The sequence below is a fragment of the Rothia koreensis genome (genome assembly GCF_004136575.1).
Classification (GTDB): Bacteria; Actinomycetota; Actinomycetes; order Actinomycetales; family Micrococcaceae; genus Rothia; species Rothia koreensis.
Genome location: NZ_NOIQ01000001.1, coordinates 628,871 through 646,519 on the forward strand (window position 1 = coordinate 628,871; position 17,649 = coordinate 646,519).

Annotated in this window: 12 protein-coding genes; 10 read left to right on the forward strand and 2 right to left on the reverse strand. The window is 62.7% G+C overall.

Annotated features, from left to right (window positions below; all coding sequences use genetic code 11):
* Positions 1–17: 17 nt before the first annotated feature.
* Positions 18–2,627: a DEAD/DEAH box helicase gene (locus EWU68_RS02915; protein WP_129314331.1), complete on the reverse strand. Its 2,610-nt coding sequence runs from the start codon at positions 2,625–2,627 to the stop codon at positions 18–20.
* Between the two features lie 110 nt (positions 2,628–2,737).
* On the opposite strand from EWU68_RS02915, the gene EWU68_RS02920 reads away from it, so the two are divergent.
* Positions 2,738–4,438, forward strand: coding sequence for a formate--tetrahydrofolate ligase (locus tag EWU68_RS02920; RefSeq protein ID WP_129314517.1), 1,701 nt, complete (start codon positions 2,738–2,740; stop codon positions 4,436–4,438).
* 96 nt (positions 4,439–4,534) lie between these two features.
* Here the strand turns inward: EWU68_RS02920 and EWU68_RS02925 are convergent, their stop codons facing one another.
* Positions 4,535–5,203 carry an MBL fold metallo-hydrolase gene (locus tag EWU68_RS02925; protein ID WP_129314332.1) on the reverse strand — a complete coding sequence of 223 codons (669 nt, stop codon included), beginning with the start codon at positions 5,201–5,203 and terminating at the stop codon, positions 4,535–4,537.
* A gap of 178 nt (positions 5,204–5,381) precedes the next feature.
* Here EWU68_RS02925 and uvrA point away from each other — a divergent pair, with 178 nt between their 5' ends.
* The 9 genes from uvrA (at position 5,382) to EWU68_RS02970 (ending at position 17,539) form a co-directional block, all read left to right on the forward strand.
* The gene (gene uvrA / locus EWU68_RS02930) at positions 5,382–8,267 is read left to right on the forward strand and encodes an excinuclease ABC subunit UvrA (RefSeq protein WP_129314333.1); all 2,886 of its coding nucleotides are present in this window, start codon (positions 5,382–5,384) and stop codon (positions 8,265–8,267) included.
* A complete protein-coding gene (locus EWU68_RS02935) occupies positions 8,267–9,007 on the forward strand; it encodes an HAD hydrolase-like protein (protein WP_129314334.1) in 741 nt (246 codons plus the stop codon). The genes uvrA and EWU68_RS02935 overlap by 1 nt, the downstream gene beginning before the upstream one ends.
* 133 nt (positions 9,008–9,140) lie before the next feature.
* Positions 9,141–9,788 carry a lysophospholipid acyltransferase family protein gene (locus EWU68_RS02940; RefSeq protein ID WP_129314518.1) on the forward strand — a complete coding sequence of 216 codons (648 nt, stop codon included), beginning with the start codon at positions 9,141–9,143 and terminating at the stop codon, positions 9,786–9,788.
* Between the two features lie 18 nt (positions 9,789–9,806).
* Positions 9,807–11,789 carry an excinuclease ABC subunit UvrC gene (uvrC, locus tag EWU68_RS02945; protein WP_129314335.1) on the forward strand — a complete coding sequence of 661 codons (1,983 nt, stop codon included), beginning with the start codon at positions 9,807–9,809 and terminating at the stop codon, positions 11,787–11,789.
* A gap of 89 nt (positions 11,790–11,878) precedes the next feature.
* On the forward strand, positions 11,879–12,796 hold the full coding sequence (rapZ, locus tag EWU68_RS02950) for an RNase adapter RapZ (protein ID WP_397554720.1): 918 nt from the start codon (positions 11,879–11,881) through the stop codon (positions 12,794–12,796).
* Positions 12,797–12,804: 8 nt separating this feature from the next.
* Positions 12,805–13,830 carry a gluconeogenesis factor YvcK family protein gene (locus tag EWU68_RS02955; RefSeq protein WP_129314336.1) on the forward strand — a complete coding sequence of 342 codons (1,026 nt, stop codon included), beginning with the start codon at positions 12,805–12,807 and terminating at the stop codon, positions 13,828–13,830.
* A gap of 72 nt (positions 13,831–13,902) precedes the next feature.
* Entirely contained in the window at positions 13,903–14,877 is a 975-nt protein-coding gene (gene whiA, locus EWU68_RS02960; RefSeq protein WP_129314337.1) for a DNA-binding protein WhiA, read from the forward strand.
* A 384-nt stretch (positions 14,878–15,261) separates the two neighbouring features.
* Positions 15,262–16,266 carry a type I glyceraldehyde-3-phosphate dehydrogenase gene (gap, locus tag EWU68_RS02965; RefSeq protein ID WP_129314338.1) on the forward strand — a complete coding sequence of 335 codons (1,005 nt, stop codon included), beginning with the start codon at positions 15,262–15,264 and terminating at the stop codon, positions 16,264–16,266.
* 49 nt (positions 16,267–16,315) lie between these two features.
* The gene (locus EWU68_RS02970) at positions 16,316–17,539 is read left to right on the forward strand and encodes a phosphoglycerate kinase (RefSeq protein WP_129314339.1); all 1,224 of its coding nucleotides are present in this window, start codon (positions 16,316–16,318) and stop codon (positions 17,537–17,539) included.
* Positions 17,540–17,649: the final 110 nt, after the last annotated feature.

The following is a 17,649-nucleotide window of genomic DNA, read 5'->3' on the forward strand; positions in this document are numbered from 1 at the left end:
TCTACGGTCACAGCCCCTCAGGGGCGTGGGGCGTCCTTCAGCGCACCGACGTGATCAACGCGAATCACAGGGGCGCCGACGTCATCAGAGGACAACAGGTCCACGGTCGCCGTGATTCCGTAGTCGAAGTTGTCGGCAGGATCCGAAAAGGCCTGACGTACCTTCCATACCTCAGGATCGGACCTGTCCATGGTCAGGTGGCGTGGCGCCCGGGCATCGGCATCGGTGTAGATGTCGTCGTACTCGTCGAAGTACTCGTCCAGTGCGTCGGCCCACCGGTCGGCGTCCCAGCCGTGCTCTCCGTCCAGCTCACCGAGGAGTTTCTCCTTCTCCTCCGCGAAGAGCTCGACCCGCCTGAACATCGCGTTCCGGACCATGATCGTGAAGGCACGCACATTGTCCGTGACCTTCGGTGCCTGCTCCGCCACCAACTCCTCGAGAGAGTCCTGAGTCGGTTCCGCGTCCTCCCCGGCCGTCATTTTCTCCCACTCGTCGATCAACGAGTTGTCCGTCTGCCGGATCAGCTCACCGAGCCACGCGACTAGGTCCTCCAGTTCCTCGGTCAGAGACGAGACCGGAACCGTCTGCCGAAGCGCCCGGTACGCATCGGACAGATACCTCAGCAGAATCCCTTCGGACCGAGCCAACTGGTAGTACTGCACGAAGTCCCCGAACCCCATCGCCCGCTCGTACATGTCACGGACGATCGATTTCGGTGCCAGATCGAATTCCGCAATCCACGGCGCACCCGAACGGTAGGTTTCGAACGCGTCCTCCAGCATTTCAGCCAATGGTTGCGGGTAGGTGATCTGATCCGCCGCGTTCATCCGCTCCGTGTAGTCGAGGCCCTCGGCCTTCATCGCCGCGATGGCCTCGCCACGGGCCTTCTTCTCTTGGGCATTCAGGACCTGGCGGGGCTTCTCCAGCGTGGACTCGATGACCGATACCGCGTCCAGCGCATAACCGGGGTCTTCCATGTCCAGCAAGGACAAAGCCGCCAACGCGAACGGCGACAACGGCTGGTTCAGAGCAAAATTTTCCTGCAACTGGACCGTCAGCCGCACAGTCCGGCCGTCCTCGTCCGGTTCGTCCAGCTTCTCCACGACGCCCGCCGCCAGCAGCTCCCGGTAAATACCCAGGGCCTTTCTCATCAACTGGCGCTGGCGCGGCCTGGGCTCGTGGTTTTCGGTCAACAGCTTCTTGGCCGCCGCAAAGGGGTCACCCGGCCGTTCCAGCAGGTTCAGGAGCATCGAATGCGACACCGTGAATGACGAGGTCAGCGGCTCGGGCACGGCCTGAACCAGCTGGTCGAAAGTCTTCCGCGACCACGCCACAAACCCCTGCGGCGGCTTCTTCTTCTTTCCGCGGGTCGCCTGCGCGACCTTCTTCTCGTCCCCATCGAATTTCTGCTGGGCTTTTTGTACGATCCGGGCGTTCTCGATGTCGTGTTCCGGGGCCTGGACGACCACGGTCCCCGCCGTGTCGTACCCGGCCCGCCCGGCGCGCCCGGCAACCTGATGGAACTCGCGAGCCTTGAGCCGGCGGGTGCGTTCGCCGTCGAATTTGGACAGCGCGGTGATCAGGACGGTGCGAATCGGTACGTTGATCCCGACGCCGAGAGTATCGGTTCCGCAGATGACCTTGAGCAGCCCGGTCTGGGCCAGCTGCTCGACGAGTCGACGGTATTTGGGAAGCATCCCGGCGTGATGGACACCGACGCCGTGCCTGACCATCTTGTTCAGCACCTTGCCGAAGCCCGAGGAGAAGCGGAACCCCGCGATCGCGTCGGAGACCTGTTGCTTTTCATCTCTGGTCAGGAGATTCAGGCTCATGAGCGATTGGGCCTGGTCCATCGCCTGCAACTGGGAGAAGTGAACCACGTACACGGGAGCTTGGCCGGTTTTCACGAGTTCTTCGATGGCCTCGTGGACGGGTTCCTCGGAGTAGTAGTAGTGCAACGGGATCGGCCGCTCGGAACTGGTCACGTAGGTCGTCTCCCGCCCGGTCAGCTCGGTCAGCTCGCGCTCGAAGCGAGTGACGTCGCCCAGGGTTGCGCTCATCAGGAGAAACTGCGCCTGGGGCAACTCGAGGAGCGGAACCTGCCATGCCCATCCCCGCTGGGGGTCGGAGTAGAAATGGAATTCGTCCATCACCACTTGGGTCACATCCGCACCCTCACCTTCCCGGAGGACCACATTGGCCAGGATCTCCGCGGTGCAGCAGACAATCGGTGCCTGGGCATTGACCGAGGAATCCCCGGTGACCATTCCGACGTTCTCCGCCCCGAAGATCGCGCAGAGGTCGAAGAATTTCTCCGAAACCAGCGCCTTGATCGGTGCCGTGTAATAGGAACGCTGACCCTGGGCGAGTCCGGCGAAGTGAGCCGCCACCGCGACCGTCGATTTGCCGGAACCTGTGGGGGTGGCCAGGATGACGTTCGCCCCGGAGGCTATGCCCAGAACGGCTTCGTCCTGCGCAGGATACAGCTCCATGTCCCGTGATGAGATCCAGTCGGTGAAGCCGTCGTAGATCTCCTCCTGGTTGAGGGGATTGGAAGCGTAGTCCCCACGGAAGTAGTGGTGATCCGATTCCGCGAATTTGGGGTCCAGGGCTTCGAGAAGTTTCATCGTTGACCATCGTACCCGCGGACCATGACATGCCGGTCCCCGGATTCGCCGTTCGGGAAGAGCGCCGGGACATAATGAATACGGCTGTTCCCGGAACACAGGAGTCAATCATGAACCTGCCTTTCCCCTCGGATCTCGAGATCGCCCAGGACGCGAAGCTGGAGCCCATCGCGGCGGTCGCTGCGCGCGCCGGAATACCGGAGGAGAGGCTTGAGCCCTACGGCAAGCACGTGGCCAAGATCGAGTTGGACGCGACCTCCGGCGGAACAGCAACGGGCAGCAAATATGTGGTCGTTACCGCGGTGACCCCCACGCCCCTCGGGGAGGGCAAAACGGCAACGAGCGTGTCTCTGGCCCAGGGGATGGCGGCCAGGGGACGCAATGCCATGCTTGCGCTCCGTCAGCCGTCCATGGGCCCCACGTTCGGCATCAAGGGCGGAACCGCCGGGGGAGGCTATTCCCAAGTCGTTCCGATGGAGAAGCTGAACCTGCACTTGACCGGAGACTTCCACGCGGTCACCGCGGCCCACAACATGCTGGCCGCAATCCTGGACAACCACCTTCATTTCGGCAATGAGCTGGACATCGACGAGCGCTCCATCACGTGGCGCCGAGTGCTCGATGTCAACGACAGATCACTGCGCGACATCGTCGTCGGACTCGGGGAACGCACCGACGGGGTCACCAGGCAAACCGGCTTCGATATCACCTCGGCCAGCGAAGTCATGGTGATCCTCTCCCTGGCCACGAGCCTGAACGATTTGCACGAGCGCCTGGCCCGCATCGTCGTCGGCCTGACGAGGAGCGGAGAACCCGTCACGGCCCGCGACCTCAAGGCCGACGGCGCGATGTCAGTCATTCTGGCCGACGCGATCAAACCCAACCTGATGCAGACCCTCGAACACACGCCCGCGCTGATCCACGCCGGCCCGTTCGGAAACATCGCGACGGGCAACTCGTCGGTCGTCGCCGACTACGTCGGTCTGGAACACGCCGATTACGTCATCACCGAAGCCGGTTTCGGTGCGGATATGGGAGCCGAACGCTTCTTCAACGTCAAATGCCGTACCAGTGGGCTGCGGCCGGACGCCGCCGTTCTCGTGGTCACCGTCCGCGCCCTCAAATCGCACTCCGGCAGATACCGCATCGTCCCGGGACAGCCACTGCCCGAGGGAATGCTCTCCGAAAGCCCCGAGGACGTCCAAGCAGGCGCGGCCAATCTTCGCAAGCACATCGACATCGTCCGGTCCTTCGGCGTATCTCCCGTCGTGGCCATCAACGCATTCCCGACGGACCACGAATCCGAGCACGAGGCAATCCGAACGATCGCCGCAGAAGAAGGAGTCGAAGTCGCGGTGCACAGGGGAGTCTCACAAGGAGGGGCCGGCGCGACCGACCTGGCCGACGCCGTCGTGCGAGCCTGTGACGAGCCAGGGCGTCTCACGTTCACCTATGGCCTCAACGATCCTCTGACCACCAAGATCGAGAAGGTCGCGACCGAGGTGTATGGCGCGGACGGAGTGGATCTCAGCCCAGCGGCCGCACAGCAACTCGAACGCTACGAACGGCTTGGGTTCGGACGGTTGCCGGTCGTGATCGCCAAGACGCATCTTTCACTGTCCTCGGACCCCGGGCTGAAAGGGGCCCCGACAGGGTGGCGGCTTCCGGTGCGCGAGGTCCGGCTCGCGGCCGGAGCCGGATACGTGTACGCCCTCTGCGGAACGATCAGGACCATGCCCGGGCTGTCCCGCCATCCCGCCGCCGAACGGATAGGGTTCGACGAATCAGGGAATATCCAGGGTCTTTTCTGACCCCACCGCCGGGGCCGGACGGGTGAAACAAACCTGCCCCGGAAAACCGGGAAACCGGCGTTCCGGGGCAGAGGAGCCTCTGGCAGGGCGCAGCTTCTACCAGCCTCGCTGGGCCCACTCATCCAGATGGGGCCGCTCGGCGCCCAGAGTGGTGGACTTGCCGTGGCCGGGAAGGATGACGGTGTCGTCGTCGTAGACGTCAAAGATTTTCGTGGTCACATCGTGCAGGAGGGACTCGAAGGCTTCCGGGGAACCGGTCTTGCCCACGCCACCCGGGAACAGAGAATCGCCCGTGAAAATGTAGGTCGGGCCCTCCTCCGGGGTATAAGCCAGGGCAATGGATCCGGGCGTGTGACCGGCCAGGCCGATCACATCCAAGGAGAAACCTTCCAAATCGGCCGTGTCGCCGTCCTCGAAGGTGATGTCCATGGGCACGTCGATGTCGGATTCATCGGCATCGCCGCACGCGGTGAGCGCCTCCGAACGGGACTTGATCTCGGGCAGCGCTCGCACATGGTCCCAATGAGAGTGGGTCGTCACGATCAGCTGAACGTTTCCGCAGCAGGCGCACTGTGCGTCGACGTCGTGGGCACCCGCGGCCACGAGACGTGAAATCGAATCGGGGTCGTCCGCCGCATCGATCAACAGCTGGGTGCCGGTCTGCTTGCACGTCACCAGGTAGACGTTATTGTCCATGTCGGAGACGCTGATATAACGGATGGTGACCTTACCCAGGTCGATCTTTTCGGTAGCGATTGCCATCATGCCTCCGAGTGTAGGTCTTCCGACCCGCTCGCGCGCAACCCGCGCGCGAGAGACGTTCACCCTGGGCCGATTTCTCCACCGCGCGCCGCAGATTCGTTAGAATAAATCTTCGAATGGGGAGTGTTCGCGTCAGTCGCACGACCTCCCGGTCCGGAGCAACCACGCAGACAGGCAGGTCATGACCATTCAGCACGTTGAGGGACACGAACCCGGTATGCCGCAGGACCTCACCAGGATTCTGGTCAAGGGCGCACGGGAAAACAATCTCAGGAATGTGGACCTGGATATTCCGCGCAATGCGATGATCGTGTTCACCGGGCTCTCCGGATCGGGAAAGTCCTCTCTGGCCTTCGACACGATCTTCGCCGAGGGGCAACGTCGGTACGTCGAATCGCTGTCCGCGTATGCGCGCATGTTCCTGGGCCAGGTCGACAAACCGGATGTGGACTTCATCGAGGGCCTCTCGCCGGCGGTGTCGATCGATCAGAAGTCCACGTCGAAGAATCCGCGGTCCACGGTCGGCACTATCACCGAAATCTACGATTACATGCGTCTGTTGTGGGCGCGGATCGGGCACCCCCACTGTCCCATCTGTGGGGAGCCGATCGAGAAGCAGACTCCTCAGGCGATCGTCGACCAGCTCATGTCCTCTCCCGAGCGGACTCGATTGCAGGTTCTGGCGCCTATGGTGCGTTCCAGAAAGGGAGAGTTCGCCGATCTGTTCGCCTCACTGACCCAGCAGGGCTATTCCCGTGCAGTGGTTGACGGTGAGCAGGTCCAGCTCGCGGAGGCGCCCAAGCTCAAGAAGCAGTACAAACATTCCATTTCCGTGGTGGTCGATCGTTTGGTCATCAAGGACTCGATCCACCAGCGCCTGACCGACTCCATCGAGACTGCGCTGGGACTTGCGGACGGAAGGGTCGTCGTCGATTTCGTCGACGACGATTCGGACGCAGGTCAGCGCACATTCAGCGAGAACCTGGCCTGCCCCAACGAGCACCCGATCGAAACCACGGAGATCGAACCGCGCGCCTTCTCCTTCAACAGTCCGTTCGGCGCCTGCCCTGAATGCGACGGCATCGGGTCTCGTCTGGAGGTCGATGAAGACCTGGTCATTCCCGATCCGGACAAGACCTTGGGTGAAGGGGCCATCGCTCCCTGGTCACAGGGCAAGTCCACGACCGAGTACTGGCTGCGCCTTCTGGCGGGCCTCGGCAAAGAAGTGGACTTCGACCTCAACACCCCATGGAAGAACCTGAGCAAAAAGGCCCGTCAGGCGATCCTCAACGGAAAAGACTTCAAGGTCGAGGTGTCCTACCGCAACCGGTTCGGTCGCGAACGCAGGTACACCTCCGGCTTCGAAGGCGTGTACGCCTACATCAAGCGCAAGCATGAGGAAACCGAGTCCGATTGGGCGAAAGATCGCTATGAACAGTACATGCGTCAGGTTGCCTGCCCCGCGTGTGACGGAGCCCGCCTGAACCCGACCATGCTCGCGGTCACCGTCGGCGGGGCATCGATTGCCGAGGTCACGGCAATGTCGATGACGGACACTCAAAAGTTCATGGCCGGTCTGGAACTGTCGGAGCGCGAGTCGAAGATCGCCGACCAGGTTCTGAAAGAGATCAATGCGCGCCTGCAGTTCCTGCTCGACGTCGGGCTCGACTACCTGAATCTGGAGCGAGCTGCAGCCACGTTGTCCGGCGGCGAGGCGCAGCGTATTCGGCTGGCGACGCAGATCGGTTCCGGACTCGTGGGTGTTCTCTACGTCCTCGACGAGCCCTCGATCGGCCTCCACCAGCGGGACAACCGTCGCCTGATCGAAACCCTGAGCAAACTCCGGGACCTGGGCAACACCCTCATCGTGGTCGAGCACGATGAGGACACCATCAAGGAATCGGACTGGATCGTGGACGTCGGGCCGGGTGCCGGCGAGCACGGCGGCGAAATCGTCCACTCGGGCACGTACGAGGATCTCTTGTCGAATCAGCGGTCGCTCACGGGCGCCTACCTCGATCGACGCCGCGAGATCTCTCTGCCCTCGAAACGTCGCCCGATCGACAAGAAACGCACGGTCAAGGTGGTCGGGGCCAAGGAGAACAACCTGACGGGAATCGACGTCGAATTCCCCTTGGGCGTCTTCACCGCCATCACCGGTGTGTCCGGCTCGGGCAAGTCAACCCTGGTCAACGACATTCTCTATACCGCTCTGGCCAACAAACTGAACGGTGCCAAGCAGGTGCCCGGGCGGCATCAGCGCGTCGAGGGATTGGACCATCTGGACAAGATCGTTCACGTGGACCAGAGCCCCATCGGGCGCATGCCGCGATCGAACGCAGCCACGTACACGGGGGTCTTCGACCACATCCGCAAGTTGTTTGCAGAAACCAACGAGGCCAAAGTTCGGGGTTACCTTCCGGGCCGATTCTCCTTCAACGTCAAGGGCGGCCGCTGCGAAGCGTGCCATGGGGACGGCACCTTGAAGATCGAGATGAACTTTCTGCCGGACGTTTTCGTGCCCTGCGAGGTCTGCCACGGTGCCAGGTACAACCGCGAAACCCTCGAGATCCGGTACAAGGGCAAGACCATCGCGGATGTCCTGGACATGCCGGTCGAGGAAGCCGCCGAGTTCTTCTCCGCGTTCACTCCCATTGCCCGGCACCTCAACACCCTCGTCGACGTCGGGCTGGGGTACATTCGCCTCGGCCAACCCGCCCCGACGCTGTCGGGTGGCGAAGCTCAGCGCGTCAAGTTGGCGACGGAACTCCAGCGGCGGTCCAACGGCCGGACCATCTATGTTCTGGACGAACCGACCACTGGCCTCCACTTCGAGGACATCAGCAAGTTGTTGAACGTGCTCCAGGGACTGGTCGACAAAGGAAACACGGTACTGACGATCGAGCACAACCTCGACGTCATCAAGTCGGCCGACTGGATCGTGGACATGGGACCCGAAGGCGGCAGCGGGGGCGGCCAGGTGGTGGCCCAAGGCACCCCCGAACAGGTCGCCCGTGTGGTCGGAAGCCATACCGGGTATTTTCTTTCCGAGATTCTGGAGGACTGATGAGCACATCTCGTACCCCGGCGGTTCTGTTCGATCTGGACGGGACGTTGCTCGACCCCGCTGGTGCGATCACGGACGGGATATCCGATGCGATCGCGGCGCACGGGTTCGATCGCCCCCAGCCGGACACGCTCCGCAAGTTCGTGGGGCCGTCCACGGACGAGTCCCTGACCGCCTACACGGACATTCCGCCCGAATTCCACCGGGACATATTGGCCACGTACCGCGGAGGCTACCTGGAGCGGGCACGGAAGTCTTCGATGTTGTACCCGGGGGTCATGGACTTGTTGCGGGATCTCGCGGAACTCCCCGTTGTCGTCGGCCTGGCGACCCAGAAGCCGCTTCCGACCACGGAAATTCTTCTGCGAGACTTCGGGCTGGTTGAGTATTTCGACGTCGTCTCGGGCTCGAGGGACGAGCTCAAGCCGGAGACCATGGATCTGCCCGCCGACAAGGCCGGGGTCATCGACCGGGCTTTTCGCCTGATTGAGGACCGAGCCGTCAGGGACCCCAGTCTCGGCGTCGTCGATCCCGAGAGGACCGTGATGGTCGGTGACCGGGAGTACGACGTCGCCGGCGCACTGGCCCACGGGATCGACTGCATCGGAGTGTCCTGGGGGTTCGCCTCGGGAACCGAACTCGCGGACGCGGGAGCCGTGAGCATCGTCGACGACATCATGGGGTTGCGTACCGTGATGGCGCGGCAGACCGGGCTGGAGGACCTCATCGGTCCGGCGTGACTGCCTCGGCCTCACCCGTCTCTCCAGAGCGGGATCGTGGTCCGGGAACGGGTACAGTGTTTTCGACGATTCTTTGTGAGGAGAGCAACCCGTGAAGCTGTACCACTTGGCGCAAACCACCGTCACCGGCCTGATGAAAATTGGTTTCCGTGCCCGGGTCACAGGACTCCACCATTTTCCCGAGTCCGGACCGGTGATCGTCGCGTCGAACCACAAGGCGTTCCTGGACAGCGTGATCATTTCCGCGCTCATGCCGCGCCGAGTGGCCTTTCTCGCGAAGGCGGAATACGTGAATTCGCCGGGCCTGAAGGGCCGCGCCATGAAGACCCTGTTCGAACTCATCGACATCATCCCGGTGAATCGATCAGACCAGACCGGACGCCTCAAGGCCCTGGACAAGGGACTGGAACGATTGGAGAACGGACAAGTCTTCGGGATCTACCCCGAAGGCACCCGGTCGAGGGATGGTTTCCTCTACCGGGGAAGAATCGGGGTCGCGTGGTTGGCTCACAAGACCGGCGCACCGGTCGTTCCCATCGGCCTCATCGGCACCGACAGACTCCAGCCCCCGGGGTCCAGGATGATCCGACCGGTTCGTTTCACCGTCCGTGTGGGCGAGCCGCTCTACTTCGACAAGCTGGGGGACCAGCAAACCGGGAAGCAGCGGCGCGAGACCACCGAAACCATCATGGACCGTATCGCGCAGCTTTCCGGCCAGCCCCGCAAGAACGAATACAACACCTCGCCGTCGTTGGACAAGGACGCGGGAAACGACGACTGAACGAAGGAGAAGGAGAAGATGGCGGACCCGGCAAGCTACAGGCCAGGATCGGGCGAGATTCCCACCCAACCGGGCGTGTACCGCTTTCGGGACGAATTCGGCCGGGTCATCTATGTCGGCAAGGCCAAGAACCTCAGAAATCGCCTGAACTCCTATTTCCAGAAACCACAGCAACTCGCACCGAAGACCTACGCCATGGTCCATACGGGGGCGAGCGTGGAGTGGACAGTCGTTGGTTCCGAAATGGAATCGCTCCAACTCGAGTACACGTGGATCAAGCAATACACGCCGCGTTTCAACATCATGTACCGGGACGACAAATCGTACCCGTACATGGCGGTCTCGATGGCGGACCGTTTTCCGCGAGCACAGGTCACACGAGGTGCCAAGAAAAAGGGGACGCGATACTTCGGCCCGTTCTCACAGGCGTGGGCCATCCGTGAGACCCTCGATTCGCTCTTGAGGGTGTTCCCGGTCAGAACGTGCACCCGGTCTGTCTTCAAACGCGCTGAGCAAGCGGGAAGACCCTGCCTGCTCGGATACATCGACAAGTGCTCGGCACCGTGCGTCGGTCGCATCAGCGAGGAGGACCACAAGGACCTTGCGGACCAACTGTGCCGGTTCATGGCAGGGGATTCCGAGAAGTACATCCGGAAGCTCACCTCCACGATGGAGACGGCCGCCGAGAACATGGAGTTCGAGCACGCTGCCCGACTGCGCGATGACATTGCGGCCCTTCGCAAGGCATTCGAGCGCAACGCCGTCGTACTCTCGGACTCCGTGGACGCGGACCTCTTCGCCTTTCACGAGGATGAGCTCGAAGCGGCCGCCCAAGTCTTCCACGTCCGAGGCGGCCGCATTCGTGGACAGCGAGGGTGGATCGTCGAACGGGTCGAGGATCTCTCTGCACCCGAAATGGTCGAGCAACTGCTCCAGCAGGTCTACGGTGAGTCGGCGGTGACCATGGCCAGCGCACCGGTCGACGCCGAGCTCAACCTCAACGAGATCCCGCGGAACGTCCTGGTACCAGTCATGCCCGAGAACGCCGAGCAGCTCCAGGAATGGTTGTCGGGTCTTCGCGGCAGCAAAGTGACCATCTCGGTGCCTCAACGCGGCGAGCGCGTCCAGCTCATGGGAACCGTGGCGGACAACGCCAAGCAGGCATTGAGTCTGCACAAGTCGAGGCGCGCCGGTGACCTGACCACGCGCAGCGCGTCTCTCCAAGAGCTCCAGGAGGCTCTCGATCTCCCCGACGCACTGATGCGCATCGAGTGCTACGACATCTCTCACGTCCAAGGGACCAATGTCGTGGCTTCCATGGTGGTCTTCGAAGACGGACTGCCGCGCAAATCCGATTACCGGAAGTTCTCGATCCGCGGTGAGGCGGCTCGGGACGACACGGCGTCCATGTACGACGTGATCACCCGACGCTTCAAACGTCACCTGGCCGAGCAGCAGGAGCGGGAGAGCTCGCCCCAGGCTTCGGGAGAGGTCGACCAATCGGAGGCGACGGAACCTGCCAAATTCGCGTACCCACCCAACCTGGTGGTCGTCGACGGCGGGCCCCCGCAGGTCGCTGCCGCCCAGCAGGCGCTCGACGACCTGGGTATCACCGACGTCCATGTGGTCGGCCTGGCCAAGCGGCTTGAAGAAATCTGGGTCCCGGATGACGACTTTCCGGTGATCTTGCCGCGTTCATCCCACGGACTGTTCCTGCTGCAGCGCCTTCGGGACGAAGCCCACCGATTCGCTATTACGTTCCACCGGTCGAAACGGGGCAAGGCCATGCTCGCTTCTGCCCTCGACGGCGTCGAAGGACTGGGAAAGGCCAAGAGGGAAGCGCTCCTGAAGGAATTCGGCTCTCTGAAGGCCATCCGCGAGGCCTCCGCGGAGGACCTGACACGCGCCCAGGGGATCGGTCCTCGGCTTGCCGAAAAGATCCGGGCGCACTTGTCCACAGATGCGGAGCACTCCGAGGACTCCGGGCCCGTATCCGAGTAGGCTTGGGTTCAGGACGCATCGCCGAGTCTTGTCCTCGGTGAGGCGGACACGCCGACATCTCGACACTTTGCACCAGCGGGAGCCAGCCTGTGAGCCAAGACAATCCAACGATCGACCCCGAACGATTGACGCCTGAGAAGCCCGAGCAGACGGAAATGCTGGTCATCACCGGAATCTCCGGCGCAGGGCGCTCGACCGCCGCGCATACTCTTGAGGATGCGGGCTGGTACGTCGTGGACAACATTCCGCCGAATCTGTTGGGCCCACTGGTGGACCTGGTGGCCAGAGCCCCGCAGTCGATGCCGAAACTGGCCGTGATCATCGATATCCGTGGCAAAGCGCTGTTTGCTGACTTCAAGGAAGCGCTCGACGTACTGCAGAACGCCCCGGTCGAGTTCACGATGTTGTTCCTGGATGCGACGGACGAGACGATCATTGCCCGCTACGAGGCCCAACGGCGTCCGCACCCGCTCCAAGGGAACGGTCGCATCCTGGACGGCATCCGCGCGGAGAGAGATCTTCTGGCGGATCTCAAGGAGCGGGCCGACGTCGTCCTCGATACCACGAAGTACAACGTGCACGAACTCTCCACGGTCATTTCCCAGACGTACTCGGTGGACGGTCCTTCGATCGTGAACATCACGGTCATGAGTTTCGGGTTCAAGTATGGCGTCCCGGCTGATGCAAACTTCGTCGCGGACGTCCGATTCATCCCGAACCCTCATTGGATCGCCGAACTTCGGCCGCACACCGGCCAAGACGCACCGGTCAGAGACTTTGTGCTCGGCAATGACGGAGCCAATCAGTTCGTGGACTTGTACGTTGAATCCCTGAAGCCGGTCATCGATGGATACCGGACAGAGAACAAGCACTATGCGACCATCGCCGTCGGTTGCACGGGCGGAAAACACAGGTCCGTGGCGGTGACCGAGGAGATCACCAGGCGACTCGGACAGTTGGAGAACGTCACCGTCAACTTCCAGCATCGAGACCTTGGTCGTGAATAGAGGCAGACATGGTTTACTCTTCCCATCGGCTGGACCACCGGGTTCCGGGATCACGACATTCACCCAAAGTTGTGGCGTTGGGCGGCGGACACGGACTGTACGCGTCTCTCAGCGCGCTGAGGCTTGTGACCCCGCACATCACCGCCGTGGTCACGGTGGCGGACGACGGCGGGTCCTCGGGTCGGCTGCGAGACCAATTCAACGTTCTGCCCCCTGGCGATCTCAGGATGGCCCTTTCCGCGCTGTGTGATGATTCCGAATGGGGTCACCTGTGGCGGGAGGCCATCCAGCACCGGTTCTCTGCTCTTCCCGAAGCACCCCGTGAAATCGACGGTCACGCGATGGGCAATCTCCTTCTGGTCAGTCTCTGGCAACTCCTGGGGGACCCTGTTGCCGGTTTGGAATGGGCTTCCCGCCTGGTCGAGGCGCGGGGGCGCGTCCTTCCTATGGCACTGGACCCGCTCGTCATCTCCGGCGAGGCCGTGGCCGAGGACGGCTCGCGCGAGCGACTCATCGGTCAGGCAAAACTCGCCAAGGCCGAGAGGGTCGAGAACCTCGTTCTGGAACCGGTCGATGCCCGCGTGTGCGAGGCGTCCGTACGGGCCATCATGGACGCGGACTGGGTCATTCTCGGCCCGGGCTCATGGTTCACCTCCGTGGTTCCTCATCTTTTGCTCCGGGAGAGTCGTGAGGCACTGTGCGAGACCAAAGCAAAAATCTGCGTGTCCATGAACCTGGGCCTCGAGGAGAAGGAAACCGCGGGCCTCGGTGCTATCGGGCACCTGGAAGCATTGGAAAAGTACGCTCCCGACCTGAGCATTGGGGCCGTCATCGGTGACCCGACGTCCATCCAGGAGCAACAGGCCTTCGAAGAGGCCGTTCGCCGACGCGAGGCCAAAATGGTGTGGAGCGACCTGCGGACCCGACGGGGCGAGAATCTGCACAACCCTCTGCGGCTCGCGGCTGCCTACCAGGAGGCCATGCGAGTGCCCGACAACTCTTTCGGCGTGGAACCTGACTCTCCGAGCGTGTAATCTCGCGTAGGGACCGGCGGCCCCCGAGGCCCGGTCCGTACTCCACATACCATCAGTCCGGAGGAATACTGAATGGCCCTGACGGCTCTCGTAAAGGACGAATTGGCGAAACTCGAGGTACCCAAATCCTCGACTCGCCGGGCCGAGGTAGCAACCGTGCTCCGCTTTGCAGGTGGCCTGCACCTTGTATCGGGCCAGATCGTCATCGAGGCCGAACTGGATCATCGCGAGACCGCGCGACGGGTCCAGACGGCCATCGAAGAGCTCTATGGCCATCATTGTGAACTCATCACCGTCTCCGGCGGTGCGCTCAAGCGCGGCGGCCACTACGTGCTCAGGGTCCAGCGTGGGGGAGAGGCATTGGCGCGGCAGACCGGCTTGCTCGATACCCGCGGTCGTCCGGTGCGAGGGCTTCCTCCCACGGTGGTCAACGGTTCGCTCGCCGAATCCGAAGCCGTGATGCGGGGCGCGTTCATGGCCCATGGTTCGCTCACCGAACCGGGCCGTTCCTCCGCCATGGAGTTCACGTGCCCCGGCCCGGAAGCGGCTCTCGCTCTCGTGGGTTCGGCACGCCGCCTCGACATTTTCGCCAAAGCCCGGGAGGTCCGCGGCGCGGATCGGGTGGTCGTTCGCGATGGCGAGACGATCGGGCAACTCCTGCGCCGTATGGGGGCCAGCGGTGTCCTGTCCCAGTGGCAGGACCGTCGAACACACCGGGAAGTCCGTGCCACCGCGAACCGGCTCGCCAACTTCGACGACGCCAACCTGCGGAGATCCGCACAGGCTGCGGTGGCCGCAGGCGCCAGGGTCGAGCGCGCGCTGGAGATCCTCGGTGACGATGTCCCCGAGCACCTTCACTACGCCGGCCGGCTGCGCCTCGCCCATCGCCACGCGAGCTTGGACGAACTGGGGCGGTTGGCCGATCCGCCGCTGACGAAGGACGCCATCGCGGGCCGCATTCGCCGTCTGCTGGCCATGGCGGACAAACAGGCCGCCGCCGAAGGCATCCCCGGGACAGACACAGCACCACAGGGCACCTCTCGCTGAGGACCTCGACGTCATTGCTGTTTTTCGATGCGGAATGTCCTCGCGCGTCCATGAGCGGACCAACCCGTCGAGTGACTTCAGCTCTGAGCGCAAATTAGCCACACGATCCCACAGAACCACAGGCAGAACCCCGGGAAGCCCCGTCTTCCCGGGGTTTTCGCATGGCTGCACGGGGTGTACGAGGAGCGGAAACGGTCTTCCGTCCCAAAAAATCCCGCAGAAACACACCCAAACACACACAAAATCACCTAAACTGGGATCAGAACCGAACGGACGGTGTCGTCATCGATTCCCAAACCATCCGACGCCTCGCGTTCGGCAGGGTGCATTTCTCCGGAAAGCACTCCCAACGATAAGCACTCAAACTGAGGAGTTTGATCTCAAGTGACTGTACGTATTGGTATCAATGGTTTTGGTCGAATCGGCCGCAACTTCTTCCGGGCCGTTCGTGAGCAGGGCGAGAACATCGAGATCGTTGCGGTCAACGACTTGACCAGCCCCGAGACTTTGGCTCACCTCCTCAAGTACGACTCGATCCTCGGGCCCCTGAAGGCGGACGTCGAGGTTCAGGACGGCAGCATCCTGGTCGACGGCAAGAAGCTTCAGGTTCTCTCCGAGAAGAACCCTGCTGACCTTCCCTGGAAGGACCTCGACATCGACATCGTGCTCGAGTCGACCGGTCTGTTCACGGACGGCGCCAAGGCCAAGGCCCACCTCGACGCCGGCGCCAAGAAGGTCGTTATTTCGGCTCCGGGTTCGAACCTGGACGGTACGTTCGTGATGGGCGTGAACGATGACACGTACGACAACGACACGCACCACGTCGTGTCGAACGCATCCTGCACCACCAACTGCCTGGCACCGCTGGCGAAGGTCCTGGACCAAAACTTCGGAATCAAGGCCGGTCTGATGACCACGATCCACTCCTACACCGCGGACCAGCGTCTGCAGGATGCTCCCCACAAGGACCTGCGTCGTGCACGCGCCGCGGCGGTCAACATGATCCCGACCTCGACCGGTGCCGCCCGCACCGTGGGCAAGGTTTACGAGCCGGTTGCCGGCAAGCTGGACGGCATGGCGTTCCGCGTGCCGACCATCACCGGTTCGATCGTCGACCTCTCGCTGACCCTCGAGAAGGACGTGACCGCGGAAGAGATCAACGCCGCCGTCAAGGAAGCCGCCGAGGGCGACTACGAAGGCATCATCAAGTACACCGAGGACCCGATCGTCTCGACCGACATCGTCGGCGAAGAGATCTCCACGGTCTTCGACGCCGAATTGACCTCCGTGCTCAACGGCCAGGTCAAGGTCTTCGCCTGGTACGACAACGAGTGGGGCTTCACCTCCCGCACCGTGAAGTTCGTCAACAAGTTGGCTGCAGAGCTCTAAGATAGGGAACGGTTCGCTTTCCCTACAACGAGGTTTGGAGAAAAACACCATGGCACATGCTCTGGACGAGCTTTTGGCCGATGGTGTCGAGGGCAGGCACGTTCTGGTCCGTTCGGACCTGAACGTGCCTCTCGACGGCACAACGGTGACAGATGACGGTCGCATCAAGGCGTCCTTGCCGGTCCTGAAGAAGCTGGCCGACGCCGGGGCGAGGGTCGTCGTGATGGCGCACCTCGGCCGGCCCAAGGGCCAGGTCGATCCGCAATTTTCCCTCGCGTCCGTGGCTTCGAGGCTGTCCGAATTGGCGGACTTCCCGGTGACCACCGCGGAGGACACCGTCGGCAGCGACGCGCAGGCGAAGGCCTCCTCGCAGCAGAACGGCGAAGTGCTCGTTCTCGAGAACGTCCGCTTCGACCCGAGGGAGACCAGTAAGGACGATTCCGAACGCGGTGCGTTCGCGGATGAACTGGTTGCCGTGGTCGGGGGCGACGCGGCCTACGTCGACGATGCCTTCGGCGCGGTGCATCGCAAGCACACCTCGGTCTACGACATTGCGACCCGCCTTCCGGCCTTCATGGGAGACCTGGTCAAGACCGAAGTAGATGTGCTGTCCAAGCTCATCGAGAACCCTGAGCGTCCCTTCGTGGTCGTGATGGGCGGATCGAAGGTCTCCGACAAACTCGCGGTGATCGACAACCTGATCGGCAAGGCTGACGCATTGCTCATCGGCGGCGGCATGGGGTACACCTTCACCGCAGCCCAGGGCTACAACGTCGGCAAGTCGTTGCTGGAGAAGGACCAGATCGACACCGTCAAGGAGTACCTGGAGCGAGGCAAAGCCGAAGGAACGGAGTTCGTGCTCGCCACGGACGTCGTCTGGGCATCGGCGTTCGCCGCGGATGCAGACCACGAGGTCCGTCCCGTGGAATCGCTCGAAGACGGGAAGATCGGGGCGGAAGGCCTGGGACTGGACATCGGCCCGGAAACGCAGAAGACCTTCGCGCGATACATCGCCGAAGCCCGGACAGTTTTCTGGAACGGCCCCGTCGGAGTCTTCGAAATGGAAGCTTTCGCGCAGGGTACGAAGACGGTTGCCCAGGCTCTCGCCGACACGGAAGCCATGACCGTCGTCGGCGGTGGCGACTCCGCCTCCGCCGTGCGCAACCTCGGATTCGACGACGACCAATTCGGGCACATCTCGACCGGTGGCGGAGCATCCCTCGAATATATCGAGGGCAAGGATCTGCCGGGTCTGGACGTTCTCGGAGCGTGATTGGTTTCGCGGCGGGTCGAACCACGGACGTGGTCGGCCCGCCGTCTTGCGTCGGAGGATGTGCGGATCCGACGGAAGTTTCGCCCGCACACCAGACATCAGCGACGATG